Raw genomic sequence first — 15384 nt, 5'->3', positions numbered from 1 at the left:
CTTAGGACGCCCAGCGCTCAGTGGCGCGAGCGAATTTCTTGGTGATTTCACGAGGATTGGTGATTGCCGTGCCGACGACGACCGCATACGCGCCGCACTCGAAAGCGGCCTCCACCAGCTCAGGCGTGTCGAAGCATCCCTCTGCAATGACGGGCGTCGGCACCGCAGCCACGAGTGCGGAGAGAAGGTCGAGATCGGGACCCAGCGTCTTCGTCGCTGCGGTCTCTTCCGTGTAGCCTGAAAGCGTGGTGGCGATGTAGGTCGCGCCATGGGCGCTCGCGGCCTTGCCCTCCTCCAGCGTGGAGATGTCGGCAAAAACCTCGCGCTTCAACTCGCTGCGAATACGCGCGATCAGCCGGTCCACCGGTTCGCCGTTGCGCGGACGCGGGGTCGCGTCGAGCGCGATGACGTCGGCTCCTGCCGCCGCGATGCGCGAGGCGCTGTCGAAATCGGGCGTAATGTAGACCGGGAAACGGTCGTCCCACACCTTCGAGATGCCGATGATCGGCATGGTGGAAACAGCGCGGATCGCCGCCACGTCCTCCGCGCCGTTGGCGCGAAAGCCCTTCGCGCCACCCGCCGCTGCCGCGCGGGCCATGGCGGACATGAAGATCGGGCCGTGCAAAGGATTGTCTGCGCGCGCCTGACAGGAGACGACGAGAGCGCCTTTTGGAATCAGCATCGCCACTCTCCTACTTCACCGCGCCAGCGGTCATGCCCTGAATGAACTGGCGCGACAACGCGATATAAAGAAGCGTGATCGGAGCCGCCGCGATGGTGAGGCCGGCAAACAGCATGCCCCAATCGGTCGTGTACTCGCCCATGAAGGTGGTGAGGCCCTGCGGCAGGGTCTTGGCCGAGTCCGTCTGGATGAAGACCAGCGGGAAGAAGAAGTCGTTCCAGATCGGCACCGCATTCTGAATCGCGGCAATGGCCATGGGCGGGCGCGCGAGCGGCAGCATGACAGACCACATGATACGCGGCTCGGAAGCCCCGTCGATGCGCGCCGCATCCTCCAGTTCTGAGGGCAGCGAGCGCAGGAAGCCGGCCATGATGAACACCGCCGATGGCAGGCCGATGGCCGTGTAGGTGACGATCAGGCTCCATCGGCTGTCGAGCAGGCTCAGGTCGCGCAGCAGGATGAAGAGCGGAATGACTGCAAGCTTGAGCGGGAGCATGAGCCCCGCGAGGAAGAACAGCAGGACGACCGTGTTCGTGCGAGACTCATAGCGCGCCACCGCGTAGCCCGCCATGGTGCCGAGCAAGAGGATGAGGAGGATCGAGACGCCGGTAACGACGATGGAATTGAGGAAGTAGGTCGGCATCGACGTTTCGCCGAGCACGCGGGCAAAGTTCTGCACCTGCGTGAAATCGGGAAGCGCGAAGGGATGCTCGAAAATCTCGCCGGTCGATTTGAAGGCCGAAAAGACCATCACGACCACGGGGTAGAGCATGACGAACGAGTTCAGGATCAGGATGATCTGAGCCAGGAACGCGAAGGACATCGCCCGCGTCTCGCTGGAGCGGGCGGCGACGGTGGATGGCGCGAAAGCGATGGTCAAAACTGGATCTCCCGACGGCGCAGCCACAGGGTGAGCAGCGATGCAAACACGACGATGAACAAAAACAGGATTGTCGCTAGCGCCGAGCCCTGCCCGAAATTTTGGATGCTGGCGCTCTGGTTGCCGAAGGCGGTGCGATAGAAGACGAGGCCTAAGACATCGGTCGATCCGAAGGGTGAGCCGTCGAGGCCGACCATCACATAAGGAATCTCGAACCAGTTGAACGCGCCGATAAAGAGAAGCGTGAAGAGAATGGTCGTGCTCGGCGCAACGAGCGGCCACACGACGTTCTTCAGCAATTGCCATTCGGTCGTGCCATCAAGCCGCGCAGCCTCGATGATCTCGGAGGGAATGCGCTGCATGCCGGCGAGATAGACCAGCGTCGGGAAACCGACGAAGTGCCAGGCATTGGCCAGAATGAGCGCGCCGAGCGCGGTCGACGAATCGCCGAGCCAGGGCTTGGCCAGGGCATCGAGGCCGACGGAATAAAGCGCTTGGTTCACGAGGCCGAAATTGGGGTTGAGAAACAGCTTCCAGAGAAAGCCGACGATGATCGTCGACAGAACCACCGGCACGAAAACCGCGACGCGGTGAAAGCGGAAGCCGAAGGGCTCCTTGTAGAGCAGCCACGCCAGCAGGAAGCCGCCACCGTTCTGGATGATCATCAACGCAATGAGCGCATAAACGTTATGAAGGAACGCGTTCCACACCACGGGACCCATGGTGGGGCCGAAGAGCACGTCCTTGAAATTCGCCAAGCCTACGAAGTCGCCGCGCGCCAGCCCGCGCCATTCATAGAAGGCGTAAGCGAAGGCCGAGAGGATCGGATAGACCACGAACAGCGACATGAAGACGATGGGCGGGATGACGAGAAAAGCCACCCAGCTCCGATGCTTCAGCGTGCGGGCCTGTTTGGGCGAAACGGGCATGGACTGAACCTTCAAAAATGGCGGCGGGCCTGACGCCCACCGCCACTTATTGCGTGTCTTACTTCTGGAACGGCTTGTAGTAGGTCGTGATGCCCTTGTTGATCTCGGCAGCGGCCTGCTCAGGCGTCTGCTGACCAGCGAGCATCTTCTGCACGTTCGACTGCAGCAGCACCGAACCGCTCGGCTCCTGATAGCGGAAGCGCACGAGCATCAGGTAGGACATGGAGTTGTCTGCGAGCTTCGCGACGTCCTGGGTGATCGGATCCTCGATCTTGATGCCCTTGATCGGCGACAGGTTCTTCAACTGATTGGTGAAGGCAGTGCCGTAGTCCGGGGTCGCGAGGAAGCGGATGAACTTCACCGCCGCGTCCTTCTTGTCGCTCTTGGCGTTCACCGCATAACCGCCGTCGTAGTAGCGAGCGATGAGGCGCTCATCACCGGCCTTGGCGACCGGAGACGCGAACACGCCGAGATCGAGGCTCGGGTTCTGGCTCTTGAAGTTCGCGACTTCGAAGGAACCGCCTGCGAACATCGCCGCGCGGCCAGCCACGAAGAGCTGCTGCGAGGACGGATAATCGACACCCGTGAAGTTCGGCGAGAAGTTCGCGCTGATGTCCTTCAGCTTGGCGAGCGCATTGACGAAACGCGCATCGGTGAAGTTCGCCTTGCCGGAGACGATGTCATCCTCGAACTGCTTGCCCAGCTGCGAGCTGAGAAGCGCCGCGACGATGGTCTCGTTCTGCCACGCGGTCGCCGTGCCGTTGGCGAAAGGCGTGATGTTCTTGGCCTTGAGGGCCTGGGTTAGCGCAACAAGCTCGTCCCAGGTCTGCGGCGGGTTCACGCCAGCGTCCTTGAAGATCTTCTTGTTGTAGACGACCAACATGGTCTGCGTCGCGAAGGGCACCGCATAGACCTTGCCGTCCGCGCGCACTGTCTCGGCGGCGAGAGCGGAATCGGGGAAGTTCGCTAGCTCTGGCACGCTCTGCTTGTCGAGCGCGAGGAGGTAGCCGGGGGTCGCGATGGTTTCAAGGTTGCCGTAAGCGCGAACCTGGATCACGTCCGGACCGCGTCCGGCGGCCAGCGCCGTGGACAGGATGGTCTGGTAGTTCTCAGGTGCGTAGGTCTCGAATTTCACCGAGATTTCGGGCTCTTTCGCCTCGAACTTCTTGATGATGTCCTGGTAGAAGGCCTTGTCCTCCTGGCGCCAGCTCCAGAACGTCAGCTCGGTCTTGGCCATCGCAGCCGCGCCCGACAGAAGGTAGCCGCCCACGGCGGCGCCCATCAGAATGCGTCTCGTCAGTTTCATGTTGTCCCTCATCATTGAAGTCCTTCCTCCCACCGAATAGCGCTCCGCGCCTTCGGAATTCCTTTAGCCGTATGACTCGGCTGCGATCACGAGAACCGTCGCATCGTCGTGAGTCTTAACACGAGGATAGGCGTCCGCCATCGGGTCGCCGCTCTCCAGGTCCCGCAACTCTTGCATCAAGGCCTCGCCCCTGCCCTGCGCCAGCGCGGTATGGAGGGAGGCGTCGGAATAGGTCGCGAACACGTCGACGAGTCGCATGAAACCATCTGTCGCCAGCACGATGGGCTGGTCCGGCGCAAGGCGCGCCTCGAAACGCAGTTCCCGCCCGGCCCAGGACCGGAGCGGATTGACCACCCAATAGCCGTCCGGCCGATTAAGCTTGGTCCGATTTTCCAGAATCTGCCGCCTTACCGCCTCGGGGACCTGACCCGGCTCGCGCGTCGCGCCGCCAAGAGCGGCAAGCGTACGCTTTTCAAAGGGTTTGGCCCTCTCATCCGTCCAGCGGACGACACCTTGTTCCGTCGGCACCAAAGCCACCACATCGCCAAGGAAAGAGCCCTCGACCACCGTCTCGCCTTTTAAGCCGGAGCGGAGGCCGATGAGACCGAGGCAGGCGGACGGCGCGTGGTCGTCATTCGCCGCGTCAGCGGGCGGTATGGCTTTCGTGAAAACGCGGCTAATCTCGCCTTCGAGGGCTCCGAAAATCGCCTCAGCGGCCCGTTCGGAGGCGGCAAGGTCTTGAATTTTCGTACTGATTTCCCCCGAGAGCCAGGCTGCGTCACTGGAAGCACCGGGCAGCCGCTGGACTGACACCCCGGTCGCTCCATCGATGATCCAGGCATGGCGACCGCACAAGCCGAGCCCGTCCTCGTTCACGCGAGAACCGGGTAAGGACTGCCGGTACAAGGACCGGAAGCGCGGGATGGGACCAGTTTCGTTCACCCCTAACTGGTCTCATATTGGTCGCTTCGTGTCCATACTGGTCTTAACGGCTTTTCACATCCCTTCGGGGTACGGCCCACCTCCTAGATCGGAAGCCCTGTATAGTTTTCCGCCATCGCCCGAGCCGCTGCCGGGGAGCTGACCAGATAGTCGAACTCGATCCGCTGCATCTTGCGGCCAAAGGAATCGGTGTCCGGAAAAGTGTGGAGGATCTAGGTCATCCGCCAGAGAATGGACCGCCCCCTCCACGCCCGCGAGAGCAAGCCCGCCGAGCGGCCATCCCAGCAGGAGACCGGTGGGATCGATTCTTCATGCACGACGGCCTCGGGACGAGAATGCCTTCCGCACCTCGAAAATGAGCAGAGCGCCGAGGCTAGCTCAGCGCGCGGACGAAGGCTGGAAGGTCAGGCTCTGCAAAAGCGCATGCGCATGGTTGAGCCCCGCTCCCGCCGCCACGACCATCTGCGGCAGAACCATCCATTCGAGCGTCCAGGCCGCACCTGACCGTTCGTTCTCGTGCACGAGCGCCTGATGCAGCGTACCGAGCAATCCCGCATTAAAGCGCGCGAGCGTCACCAGTACCTCCGCTGGAACGGGATTGGACTTGTGCGGCATGGCGGGCGAGCCGCCACCGCTTGCCAGCCGCACCTCGCCCACCTCGTTCTGCGCCATCAGTGCGATATCCTGTCCGATCTTGCCGAGCGTACCGGAGAGAAGCGACAGCCACGAGGCGAACTCGCCGATCCTGTCGCGCTGCGAATGCCAGGACGGCGCGTAACCGAGATCGAGACGATCAGCCATCGCATCAGCGACCGCATCGCCATGCCCCTTTAACTCGCGACGTGTGCCAATGGGGCCGCCAAGTTGGAGAGACAGGAGACGCGGCGCTATTTCCCTCAACGTTTCGCCATGCCGATCGAGCGGGCCGATCCAGGTGTCGATCTTGTCGGCGGCGGTGAAGGGCAGCGCCTGCTGCATCCGCGTATGGGCCATGAGCGGCGTCGCGCCGTCACGTCGCTTCAACTCGTGAAACGTGAGGACGAGCGCTTCGACGCGCTGCAGCAGGAGCGCTGTCGCGCCTTTCAGGCGCAGCACGAGGCCAGTGTCGACGATGTCCTGGCTAGTCGCGCCGAGATGCACTGCGCTGGCGTGCGGCTCGCCCACGGCGGCGCGCAACTGCTTCACGAGTTCCGGAACAACCACGCCGTCCTGCGCCAGCCCTTTGGCGAGCGCATTCCAGTCCGGTTGAAAGGCGCGGCAAGCTTGCGCGATGCGGTAAGCCGCCTCTTCCGCGATCAGCCCGATTTCGGCTTCGGCCTCCGCCAGCGCGGCTTCCGTCTGCAACATGGCGGCGAGTTCGGCCTCGTTCGAGAAGAACGCGGCCATCTCCTCGTCGCCGACGAGAGCCTGAAGCAGCGGAAAAGGAAGCGCTGGCGAGGTCATCGGCAAAGCCTAAACCCGTTCCAGGGCTATGGAAATGCCCTGCCCGACACCGGTGCTGCACGAGGCGAGTGCGCTACACCTTTTGAGCACCCGACTCGACAAAATTGCCCGGCCGTAGAACAAAGCGCACATGAATTACCTCGTCCTTGACCTCGAAACGGCCAATCCCGACAGCGCCTCCATCTGCCAGGTGGGCATCGTGCTGGTCGAAAACGGAGAGATTGCAGGAACGCTTTCCCGCCTCATCGATCCGCAGGATCATTTCGACTACTGGAACATCAAGGTGCACGGCATCGAGCCGGAGCATGTGGCCGGTTGCCCGACCTTTCCCGAGGTTCTGGACGAGCTGTCGCCCCTCCTCCATCAGCGCATCATCGTCACGCACGGCTCGTTTGACCGGCTCGCCATCGCCAGGGCCTGCCAAAAGCACGGGGTTCCCGCTGTCGACGCTTATTGGCTCGACAACCAGACCGTCGTGCGTCGCACATGGCAGCAATTCGCCAAGCGCGGTTATTCGCTCGGCAACCTCGCCCAGCACTTTGGGATCGAATTCCGCCACCACGACGCGCTCGAGGACGCGGTGGCAACCGCCCACATCTTCCGCCGGGCGCTCACCGAGAGCGGCAAGACTGCGAGCGACTGGGTCTCCACCGTCGCGGCGCGCGCGCACCTGCGGACCTCCATCGTCCAGTGCGGAACGGGCGAAGGCCCCCACGCGGGAAAGACGGTCGTGTTCACCGGGCGGCTGAGGGTGACGCGCCAGGAGGCGACGCGGCTGGCAGGGGAGCGCGGCTTCACCGTCGGCGCGACCATCTCGCCCGAAACCACCATCCTCTGCGTCGGAACGGAACGCACCACCTCGGACAAAAGCTCCAAGGTGCGCGAGGCGGAGCGGCTCGTGGCCGGCGGGCATCCTCTCTCCATTCTCAGCGAAGCCGAGTTCTGGCAGCTGATGTCCGCATGACGGCGCAAGCGGTCATCTACACCGACGGCGCCTGCATCGGCAGCGGCGGAAATTGCCCGGGCGGCTATGCTGCCGTCATCCTCATCGGCGACGAGGAGCGGCTGGTTACGGGACGAAGCGCCTCGACGACGAACACGGCCATGGAACTGATGGGCGCCATCGCCGCACTGGAGGCCCTCCCGCCCGGCCTTTCCGCCAGCATCCACACCGACAGCCACTATGTCGTTTCCGGCGCGACCGAGCGCCTGCCCTGGTGGCGCTCACGCGGCTGGCGCATCGTGAAGGGTGGAAAGCTTGCGAACCGGGATCTTTGGCAGCGCCTCGCCGCCCTGATACAGGAGCGGCCCGTCTCCTGGGTCTGGCTGAAGGGCCACGCGGGCGATCGCCGCAACGAGCAGGCCCACACCCTCGCCTATGCCCAGGCCCAGCAGGCGAATGAGCATTCCAAGCTTGGCAAACGCTGAGCGGAATGGCAGTCATGGGCGTTAGAGCCTATGATCGAACTGCCCTTATCGAAGGAAGAACCCATGTATACGCTTGAGATTGCCGGGACGGCCGTGGCCGTGACCAACGCCGATGAGGAGCAGGCGAAGGAACTCTTCCTTAGCGACAGCTTCAAAGACGACCTTCTGTCGTTTAAGAGCGAGGGGCGCCCCCTCTGGGACGGCTCTGCCGACCTGGTCACCCGGACGGCCTCGGAAGACGAAATCGATGCCTTCAACGAGGTCATGGAGGAAGAGGACGAGGAATTCGGCAACGAGGAGGACGAGGACGAAGAGGGCCTCGACATCGACGTCGTATTCCTGGTGTCGATCGACGAGATCGACGACGAAGGCGCTACGCACTAACCCATCGGCCGGAGCCTGACGAGGCTCCTTTCATCCCATTGAAGAGACAGGGCGGACGCGCTGACACAGCGGAAGAATTCCGCTCGAATAGGCGGTTCATGCCCTTTCCCAAGACCAATCCTAGCCTCGAACGCGCTCTTGCCGATCGAGGCTACAACGACCCGACTCCCGTCCAGGCCGCCGTGCTCCAGCCGGAGGCGCTGGACCACGACCTGCTCGTTTCCGCCCAGACCGGCTCCGGCAAGACCGTGGCCTACGGCCTTGCCATGGCTTCGACCCTTTTGGGGCAAGCGGAGCGATTCGGCGCGCCGCGGGAGCCCTTGGCGCTCATCATTGCGCCCACCCGCGAGCTGGCGCTTCAGGTCAACCGCGAGCTGATCTGGCTCTATGGCCCGGCTGGCGCACGTGTCGCCTCCTGCGTCGGCGGCATGGACGTGCGGCGCGAGCAGCGCGCGTTGGAGGATGGCTGTCACATCGTCGTCGGCACGCCGGGCCGCCTGCGCGATCATTTGGAGCGCGGACGACTCGACATTTCCAAGCTCAGGGCCATCGTGCTCGACGAAGCCGACGAGATGCTCGATCTCGGCTTCCGCGAAGACCTTGAGTTCATCCTCGACGCCACGCCGCCGGAGCGCCGGACGCTTCTGTTCTCGGCAACGCTGCCGCGCAACATCGTGACCTTGGCGCGCCGCTATCAGCGCGACGCCTTTCGCATCGACACGATTGTCGAAAACCAGCCTCATGGCGACATCGAGTACCGCGCCGTGCGCATCGCGCCGAACGAGGTCGAGCTTGCTGTCGTGAACGTGCTGCGCTTCTTCGATGCGCGCGGCGCGATGGTTTTTTGCCATACCCGCGAGGCGGTCCGCCATCTGCACGCGAGCCTCGGTGAACGCGGCTTTGCCGCCGTCGCGCTGTCGGGCGAGCTGAGCCAGAACGAGCGCAGCCATGCACTGCAAGCCTTGCGTGACGGGCGGGCGCGCGTCTGCGTCGCGACCGACGTCGCCGCACGCGGCATCGACCTGCCTGATCTCGGCCTCGTCATTCACGCCGATCTGCCGAACGAACACGAAACCCTGCTTCACCGCAGCGGCCGCACGGGGCGCGCGGGGCGCAAAGGCGTCTGCGTGATGCTGGTGCCTTACACCCGCCGCCGCAAGGCCGAGCGCCTGATCGATTCCGCCGGCATCGACGTCACCTGGGGCGGCCCGCCGTCCGCCGACGAAATTCGCCAGCAGGACCGCCAGCGCCTGCTGCAGGACCCGGCCTTTTCGGAAGAGGCAAGCGAAGAAGACCTCACCATAGCTAAAGCGCTTCTGGCGGAACGTTCCGCCGAAGAGGTCGCCATGGCCTTGGTGCGGTTCCACCGGGCGCAGCTTCCTGCACCGGAAGACATCTTCGATGCGGGGGGCGAGCGCGAGCCGCGCCAGCGCAAGGATAAGCGCGAGCGGCAGGAAGAGCGATCCCGTGGCGAGCGTGGCCTTCCGCGAGAGCGCGGTCGCGCGGCATCGGGAGACGAGTCCTACGGCGCGTCCGACGACATGGTGTGGTTCCGCATGAGCGTCGGCCGCCGCAACAATGCCGACCCCCGTTGGCTGTTGCCGATCATCTGCCGCCTCGGCCACGTCACGCGTAATGAGATCGGTTCGATCAAGATCTTCGACCGCGAGAGCAAATTCCAGATCGCGAAATCCCACGCACCCAAATTCGCCGCCGCCGTGCGGAAGACGAATGACGAGGACATCCGCATCGAGCCGGCGGAGTTCGTCCGTGGCGACAAGCGGGACGACGGCGGGCCTCGTGGCGTGCCTCGCGGGGGGCCGAAAAAGGGTGGCAAATTCGCTCCGGGAAAATCGCCCGAGAAATTTGCGCCTGGCAAGCCTCCCCACAAGAAGCCGAAGAAGCGCAAGCACGACTAGCGCCGACGCAACCGCTCACAAGAGCGGGCTCATCAGGCGCGCAATATTCTCGGTCGCTTTCGCGTAAAGCGGCCGAGCGTTCCATGCTTCGAGCGTCAGCGTCTCGCTCGCGGCGAAATAGCGCTCCTGCTCCTTGCGCAGCAATCGGTTGACCTCCCGGTCGAACAAAATCACGCTGGCCTCGGCATTGAGGACGAAAGAGCGGATGTCGATGTTGCTCGACCCGATCAGCGAAACCCGGTTGTCCACGCTCACGGTCTTCGCGTGGAGCAGCTTGTCACGATAGAGGTGGATTCTGACGCCAGCCTCAAGCAGTTCCGCGTAATAGGAGCGCTGTGCGAGGTTCACGAGCACCTGATCGACCGGGCGGGACAGCACGATGTGCACCTCAACACCGCGCAGCACGGCGGTTTCCAGCGCGTTGAGCAGCGCCTCGTTCGGAATGAAATAGGGCGTCGTCATCACGACGCGCTTGCGCGCACCATGAACCATCGCCTCGATCAACCGTCCCGTGCCGGCCTCCGGATAATCCGGCCCGCTCGGCAAGACCTGCGCGACGATGTCACCCAAGCGCCTCGGTTCGGGGAAAAGGGCCGGATCGTCTAAAACCTCCTCGGTTTCCAGGAACCAGTCGGCGACGAACACGGCCTGCAATTCGAGAACCACGGGCCCTCGTGTGCGCACGACCAGCTCCTGGTTGACGATGCCCGCATTGAAATCGGCATTGACGATATTCTGCGAACCGACATAGCCGATCTCGCCGTCGATGACGGCGATCTTGCGGTGGTTGCGCAAATCCGCGCGGGTGGACGTTGGGCGCAGCAAGCTGACCGGCAGAACAAGTTGCACGGCAACCCCGCCTGCCTTCAATGCCTCGACCACGCTGGCGGCCCATGGCCGCGACCCGAGCGCGTCGATGAGCACGCGGCAGGTGACGCCGCGCTCGGTTGCGCGGGTGAGTGCGCTGATGACCTTCCAGCCTGTCTCGTCATTGGCGAAGATGTAGAACAGCAGGTGGATGTGCGAACGGGCCTTGTCGATATCGGCCACCAGCCGGTCGATGGAGCCCTGGTAATCGGTCAACAGTTCGGCGGCGTTGCCGTCGAGACTCGGGAAGCGTCCGAGATTTTGGATCAGCGTTGCCGCCTGGATCAGGTTGGCCGGAAGGTCGGGCTCCTGGCGCGCCGTGACCTCCCGCACTCGGTCAGTGACGGTCTTGAACACCACCGGCAGACGCGCGAACCGCTCACGCCGCCAGCGGGGATAGGCCGGACGGCCGATGAAGAGATAGACGATCAGCGCCGGCCACGGCAGGAAGAAGACGAAGAGCAGCCAACCCTTCGCCGCTTCCGGCGAGCGCCTGAACGGTACGACGATCAGCATCACGATCCGAATGACCCATTCGGAAGCGAGATAGATTTCGGCCCACGAAATGGCGCCGATGAGGCTCATCGCACCTGCCGGGGCCTATGGATCGCGCCGCGCGCGCAAGAGGCTATCGTCACGTCTTCTCCCCGTCGGACTTCTTCAGCCCTTTGATAATCGCGCCGGCCAGCGGCACGATCAATCCCGGCAAAACGGAATCGACGGGATGGCGCACGAAGCCGACAACGGCCTGTCGCATTCCCCTCACCTCGTCGCGCAGTTCGGCCAGTTGCGCCTGCACGGCCTGTGCATCGGTTTCCAGGCCCTGAAGCGCCGCGTTGCGCACCTCCAAGGCCAGTTCCATCTCCCGCCCCGGCCGCGACCGCTCGGCGAGCACCAGAAGGAGGATCGCGAGGACGATGTTTCCAAGCGCGATGAGCGCCGCCGCCCCAATCGAGCCCCAGGCCGGCAGGAGCGCGAAGAACACCGCGAGATTGGCCATCAGATAAGCGAAGATGCCAAGGAAAGCCGCCGCTCCGCGCAAGCCCGAGCGCGTTGCGATCTGCCGGAACCTGATGTCGGCGATGATCGTTTCCGCGCGCCACAGGACGCGAAGGTTACGCATGAGGCTGTCCATCATGATTTAGTCTCTCCTCAGCAGCCCGCCGATGGCGACGCCCAGCGCGAAAGCCGTCAGAACGGAGACGAGCGGGTGCTTGGCGATGAAATCCTCGGCTTGGCCCGCATAGCCTGACAAGGCATCGCCGAGATCACTCAACTGCGCTTCGAGTTCATCGGCGGCATTCTCGGTGGGTGCCGCGTTTTCCTCGGCCCGAGCCTGCGCCCGGCTTTCCGCGTTCCCGCGCGTCTCGGATTTCGGCATCTTGCGGAGCTCGGCCTGCAAGGCGCCGAGCTCTTCCTGAACCGGTGTCGAGCGCGCCATGGTCAAAGGGCCTTGCGTACGCGCTGGAAGGCGTCCTTCAGTTCGGAGCCGAGAATCTTTACTGCATCGCTTACATCTTTCGCACTGCGCTCGAGTTCAGCCTTGTTTTCGAAAGTAGCCCAGCGCCGTTCGAGTTCGGCCCATTCGTCCTGAGCGTCCTTGGAGCCGAGATGTATCTTGAGCTTGATCTCGTCTCGGGCACGCTTGAGATCGTCGTAAAGTTTTGAGAAATCGGGCATCTGTCGTCCTTTCTGTCGGCCCTTTCCGACCGGCGGCAACGCTTGAGATTTTTGGCTCCGCTCCTGGAATGGCAAGGTCCATCAAAGAGGGGACGGCCTTAGCGTCTAGGTTCAATGGCCTTTTAGGACATTGATCTTGGTCAAGCCGCAGCTTCGGCGACGGTATGTAATAATGTTAAATTCCGTTGCGAGAATCTAAAGAAAATAAGAAAAATCGACATAGTAATATTATCCACTCTATAGTCGGAGAGCAGACAACGTTGGGGCATGGGAGTAAATCTCGCGGCAATAGAAAACGGAGACAACACATGTCCAAAGATCTCGAAGGAATTGGGGCCCTCACCAGCTTCTCGGTCGGCACGCTTGACGGCCGCGACGCGATGATGGTGATCGAAATGGCCAAGACGCCGGCCGAATTTGAGCAAGGCATCCGGCATCAGATGCCGGTGGCGATGACGCCCGAGCATGCGCTCGAACTTGGCGAAGCGTTGATGCTGGCAGCACGCGCCGCGCTGATGGGCGATGCGCCGACCCACGCGCTCAACTGAGCCTCGCGGGGGAAGTATCCCGCAAAACCGGATCGCCGCGGCACCGGCGGTGACCAAAGTTTTGGGGACTATGCGGAAGGGCTAAATCCCTGCCCTTTCTCGTCCAGCAGCGACAACCCGGCTTTTGCCACGGGCAGCGGAATATCGACCGCGCAAACCACACCCGTCGGCGCGAATTCGATTTTCGCCCCGCCGTGAAGATCCTGCACCAAACTCCGCTCGATCAGACGCGATCCGAACCCGCGCCGCTGCGGCGGCTGCACCGTCGGACCGCCTCGTTCTTCCCAGGTCAATGTCAGCAAGGACGGCTCGGCCGCATCGTCGAGCGACCAGCGGATGAAAACCTCGCCTGTCTCGTTCGACAACGCTCCGTATTTCACGGCGTTCGTAGCGAGCTCTTGCAAGGCCATGGCAATGGCGAGTGCCGCGCGTGGGGCGAGATTGATATCCGGCCCCTCGCTGTGGAGGCGCTTTTCGCGCTCGCCGCGATATGGCTCCAGAGCCTGCGCTACGATCTGCGCGAGCGCCGCGCCCTCCCAGTGCCTTTGTGTGAGAATGTCGTGGGCGCGCGAGAGCGCAAACAGGCGTGATTCAAGCGAATTGCGGGCGTCGCCTGCCACGTCGGCGTTGCGCAAGGTCTGGATTGCAATGGACTGCACGGTAGCAAGCGTATTCTTGACGCGGTGGTTCAACTCGTTGAGCAGCAGTTCGCGATGCGCCTCCACGCGCTTGCGCTCGGTGATGTCTCGGAAATAAACGGACAGGCCCTTGTCTGCCTTGGGAAAGATGCTGATGTCGAGCCATCGCTGATCAAATGGCGACGGCGCTTCCAATTGAATGGGGCGCCCGCCCTCCATCGCTGTGACGTGGGCCCGGTGCGTTTCCCCCGCCGCCGCCTCGGGAAAGGCCTCCCACAGCACCCGCCCCATCAATTCCTCGCGCTTTCGCCCCCAGAACTCCTCCGTGCGGCGATTAACATAAGTGAAGCGCCACTCGTGATCGACGGCATAGAAGGCATCATTGATGCTTTCCAGAATATCGCGTGAGCGCGCCTCGCTCCGTCGCAGAGCCATCTCCGCAAGCGCACGTTCCACAGCATCCCACGTGCGTTCTGCGACCTGTCGCGTCAGCACTTCCTCATCCTCGCGCCACTGGCGCGGCTCGACCTGATGAACCAGCAGAGCCGCCGCGGCACGCCCACCTTTGATGAGCGGCACGGTGATGCCCGAGCGAGCGCCGATAGCGACATAGGTCGCGGCGATGCCCGCACCCGCAGTCATCTCGTCATTGAAGGCGTCATGCAGGCAGACCGTGTTTCCCTGCTTCAATTCCCGGATCAGGGGTTCGCCGAAATCGTCGACGCGATATTGCCCTACGAGGCTCGGCGTCTGACCGTCGGTCCAATCGCGCTCGACCGTGAAGATTTCCCCCGCCGGCGTGTCCGAGATGTATCCGTAATTGGCGCGCGAAGCGCGAAGATGACGCCCCAGCATCTCGGCCGCGACCGCCATGACCTCACGCGGATCGGCGAGGTGGCGCAGCCGCTCGTCAAGCTCAAGGCGGAACCTCATATGCTTTTCGGCAAGCATTTGCGCACGCGTCTTGGCGCCGAGGCAAATCAGGCCAGCAACCTCCTCGTCGCCGACAATGATCGGCGTGCAGGAGAAGGCGAAATGGACCCCCTCCAGATCGTCCCCGGGTTGCATGACGAAGGTGATCTCGTCCGCCGACACCGCATCGCCGGCATAGGCCCTGTCCAAGGCGGGCCCCATCGTCTCAACCAGATCGGGCCAGACCTCGCCGAAAGGCCGCCCGAGCGCAGCTGGATGACGCTGTCCGAGCAGTGGCGCATAGCCATCATTGTAAAGCATCGCCCGGTCCGGACCCCAGACGATGAACCCCGGACGTCGGGAACCGAGCAAGACACCGACGAGGGTCCGCAGAGATTGTGGCCACGCTGCCGTGTCTCCGAGCGGCGTTCGCTTCCAATCATGAGCCCTCATCAAAGCGCCCATTTCGCCGCCGCCGGAAAGGAAGAAGCGTTTCTCTTGAGGAGAGTCGACCATTCTCGCGTCCATCAAGAGTTCTCGCTGTGCGGTTGGCCGCCTGGAGGACGCCGGCAGGTCGACCCGCATCTCTGCCCCATCATGCAACCTGCCCGTTCATTCCCGACTTCATGTCCGCGCGGTTCGTTGTGAGCATATCCGTCCGCTCGCGCCACTATATAACGCAACGCAACGACATTTGAAGCGGCATTTTCGCGAGAAGAGCGAGCATTCGACATGAGTTTGTGAGACTAAAAACTTAAATGGGCCTTTGAAATCTGGCCAAACTTGGCAACGCCGCATTTGACCATGCAATTAAGGCAAGATGCTG

16 protein-coding genes are annotated in these 15384 nt (G+C 63.0%); 5 read left to right on the top strand and 11 right to left on the bottom strand.

Annotation, left to right across the window (positions count from 1 at the left end):
• Position 1: 1 nt before the first annotated feature.
• From HB375_RS07105 to HB375_RS07080, 6 genes are all read right to left on the bottom strand, one after another.
• Entirely contained in the window at positions 2-682 is a 681-nt protein-coding gene (locus HB375_RS07105) for an N-acetylmannosamine-6-phosphate 2-epimerase (protein WP_167672270.1), read from the bottom strand.
• Positions 683-692: 10 nt separating this feature from the next.
• On the bottom strand, positions 693-1562 hold the full coding sequence (locus HB375_RS07100; protein WP_246728375.1) for a carbohydrate ABC transporter permease: 870 nt from the start codon (positions 1560-1562) through the stop codon (positions 693-695).
• The gene (locus HB375_RS07095) at positions 1559-2491 is read right to left on the bottom strand and encodes a carbohydrate ABC transporter permease (RefSeq protein WP_167672269.1); all 933 of its coding nucleotides are present in this window, start codon (positions 2489-2491) and stop codon (positions 1559-1561) included. Before HB375_RS07095 ends, HB375_RS07100 begins: the two co-directional genes overlap by 4 nt.
• A 58-nt stretch (positions 2492-2549) precedes the next feature.
• Positions 2550-3797 (bottom strand): extracellular solute-binding protein, encoded by a 1248-nt coding sequence (locus tag HB375_RS07090; RefSeq protein ID WP_167672268.1) that lies wholly within the window; start codon positions 3795-3797, stop codon positions 2550-2552.
• A gap of 63 nt (positions 3798-3860) precedes the next feature.
• Positions 3861-4739, bottom strand: a complete 879-nt coding sequence (locus HB375_RS07085) for a hypothetical protein (protein WP_167672267.1) — start codon at positions 4737-4739, stop codon at positions 3861-3863.
• A 378-nt stretch (positions 4740-5117) separates the two neighbouring features.
• A complete protein-coding gene (locus tag HB375_RS07080) occupies positions 5118-6182 on the bottom strand; it encodes a 3-carboxy-cis,cis-muconate cycloisomerase (protein WP_167672266.1) in 1065 nt (354 codons plus the stop codon).
• Between the two features lie 130 nt (positions 6183-6312).
• Here HB375_RS07080 and HB375_RS07075 point away from each other — a divergent pair, with 130 nt between their 5' ends.
• The 4 genes from HB375_RS07075 to HB375_RS07060 all read left to right on the top strand — a co-directional run bounded on the left by HB375_RS07075 (position 6313) and on the right by HB375_RS07060 (position 9913).
• The gene (locus HB375_RS07075; RefSeq protein WP_167672265.1) at positions 6313-7146 is read left to right on the top strand and encodes an exonuclease domain-containing protein; all 834 of its coding nucleotides are present in this window, start codon (positions 6313-6315) and stop codon (positions 7144-7146) included.
• Positions 7143-7610 (top strand): ribonuclease H family protein, encoded by a 468-nt coding sequence (locus tag HB375_RS07070; protein ID WP_167672264.1) that lies wholly within the window; start codon positions 7143-7145, stop codon positions 7608-7610. The genes HB375_RS07075 and HB375_RS07070 overlap by 4 nt, the downstream gene beginning before the upstream one ends.
• 63 nt (positions 7611-7673) lie before the next feature.
• Entirely contained in the window at positions 7674-7994 is a 321-nt protein-coding gene (locus HB375_RS07065) for a hypothetical protein (RefSeq protein ID WP_167672263.1), read from the top strand.
• 98 nt (positions 7995-8092) lie between these two features.
• Complete coding sequence (locus HB375_RS07060) at positions 8093-9913, top strand: DEAD/DEAH box helicase (protein WP_167672262.1); 1821 nt, start codon at positions 8093-8095, stop codon at positions 9911-9913.
• A gap of 15 nt (positions 9914-9928) precedes the next feature.
• Here HB375_RS07060 and cls read toward each other — a convergent pair whose 3' ends face one another.
• Genes cls through HB375_RS07040 form a run of 4 tightly spaced genes read right to left on the bottom strand, consistent with a single transcriptional unit; the run spans position 9929 to position 12460 of the window.
• The gene (cls, locus tag HB375_RS07055; RefSeq protein WP_167672261.1) at positions 9929-11365 is read right to left on the bottom strand and encodes a cardiolipin synthase; all 1437 of its coding nucleotides are present in this window, start codon (positions 11363-11365) and stop codon (positions 9929-9931) included.
• Between the two features lie 49 nt (positions 11366-11414).
• Positions 11415-11918: a phage holin family protein gene (locus HB375_RS07050; RefSeq protein ID WP_205800083.1), complete on the bottom strand. Its 504-nt coding sequence runs from the start codon at positions 11916-11918 to the stop codon at positions 11415-11417.
• A 3-nt stretch (positions 11919-11921) separates the two neighbouring features.
• Positions 11922-12221 carry a hypothetical protein gene (locus HB375_RS07045; RefSeq protein ID WP_167672259.1) on the bottom strand — a complete coding sequence of 100 codons (300 nt, stop codon included), beginning with the start codon at positions 12219-12221 and terminating at the stop codon, positions 11922-11924.
• 2 nt (positions 12222-12223) lie between these two features.
• On the bottom strand, positions 12224-12460 hold the full coding sequence (locus HB375_RS07040; protein WP_167672258.1) for a hypothetical protein: 237 nt from the start codon (positions 12458-12460) through the stop codon (positions 12224-12226).
• A 308-nt stretch (positions 12461-12768) separates the two neighbouring features.
• Between HB375_RS07040 and HB375_RS07035 the strand changes: the two genes are divergently transcribed.
• A complete protein-coding gene (locus HB375_RS07035; RefSeq protein WP_167672257.1) occupies positions 12769-13008 on the top strand; it encodes a hypothetical protein in 240 nt (79 codons plus the stop codon).
• 68 nt (positions 13009-13076) lie between these two features.
• Here HB375_RS07035 and HB375_RS07030 read toward each other — a convergent pair whose 3' ends face one another.
• Positions 13077-14879, bottom strand: a complete 1803-nt coding sequence (locus HB375_RS07030) for a sensor histidine kinase (protein ID WP_167672256.1) — start codon at positions 14877-14879, stop codon at positions 13077-13079.
• Positions 14880-15384 lie beyond the last annotated feature (505 nt).

The sequence above is a fragment of the Microvirga terricola genome, assembly GCF_011777495.1.
GTDB lineage: Bacteria > Pseudomonadota > Alphaproteobacteria > Rhizobiales > Beijerinckiaceae > Microvirga > Microvirga terricola.
The sequence above is the reverse complement of the archived record's forward strand: the minus strand, read 5'-3'. Positions and strand labels throughout refer to the sequence as shown.

Bases quoted from the DNA above. Each gene is read 5' to 3' on its own strand.
- HB375_RS07105 (WP_167672270.1), bottom strand. From the start codon at position 682: ATGCTGATTCCAAAAGGCGCTCTCGTCGTCTCCTGTCAGGCGCGCGCA.
- HB375_RS07095 (WP_167672269.1), bottom strand. From the start codon at position 2,491: ATGCCCGTTTCGCCCAAACAGGCCCGCACGCTGAAGCATCGGAGCTGG.
- HB375_RS07090 (WP_167672268.1), bottom strand. From the start codon at position 3,797: ATGAAACTGACGAGACGCATTCTGATGGGCGCCGCCGTGGGCGGCTAC.
- HB375_RS07080 (WP_167672266.1), bottom strand. From the start codon at position 6,182: ATGACCTCGCCAGCGCTTCCTTTTCCGCTGCTTCAGGCTCTCGTCGGC.
- HB375_RS07075 (WP_167672265.1), top strand. From the start codon at position 6,313: ATGAATTACCTCGTCCTTGACCTCGAAACGGCCAATCCCGACAGCGCC.
- HB375_RS07070 (WP_167672264.1), top strand. From the start codon at position 7,143: ATGACGGCGCAAGCGGTCATCTACACCGACGGCGCCTGCATCGGCAGC.
- HB375_RS07065 (WP_167672263.1), top strand. From the start codon at position 7,674: ATGTATACGCTTGAGATTGCCGGGACGGCCGTGGCCGTGACCAACGCC.
- HB375_RS07060 (WP_167672262.1), top strand. From the start codon at position 8,093: ATGCCCTTTCCCAAGACCAATCCTAGCCTCGAACGCGCTCTTGCCGAT.
- cls (WP_167672261.1), bottom strand. From the start codon at position 11,365: ATGAGCCTCATCGGCGCCATTTCGTGGGCCGAAATCTATCTCGCTTCC.
- HB375_RS07050 (WP_205800083.1), bottom strand. From the start codon at position 11,918: ATGATGGACAGCCTCATGCGTAACCTTCGCGTCCTGTGGCGCGCGGAA.
- HB375_RS07045 (WP_167672259.1), bottom strand. From the start codon at position 12,221: ATGGCGCGCTCGACACCGGTTCAGGAAGAGCTCGGCGCCTTGCAGGCC.
- HB375_RS07040 (WP_167672258.1), bottom strand. From the start codon at position 12,460: ATGCCCGATTTCTCAAAACTTTACGACGATCTCAAGCGTGCCCGAGAC.
- HB375_RS07035 (WP_167672257.1), top strand. From the start codon at position 12,769: ATGTCCAAAGATCTCGAAGGAATTGGGGCCCTCACCAGCTTCTCGGTC.
- HB375_RS07030 (WP_167672256.1), bottom strand. From the start codon at position 14,879: ATGCTTTACAATGATGGCTATGCGCCACTGCTCGGACAGCGTCATCCA.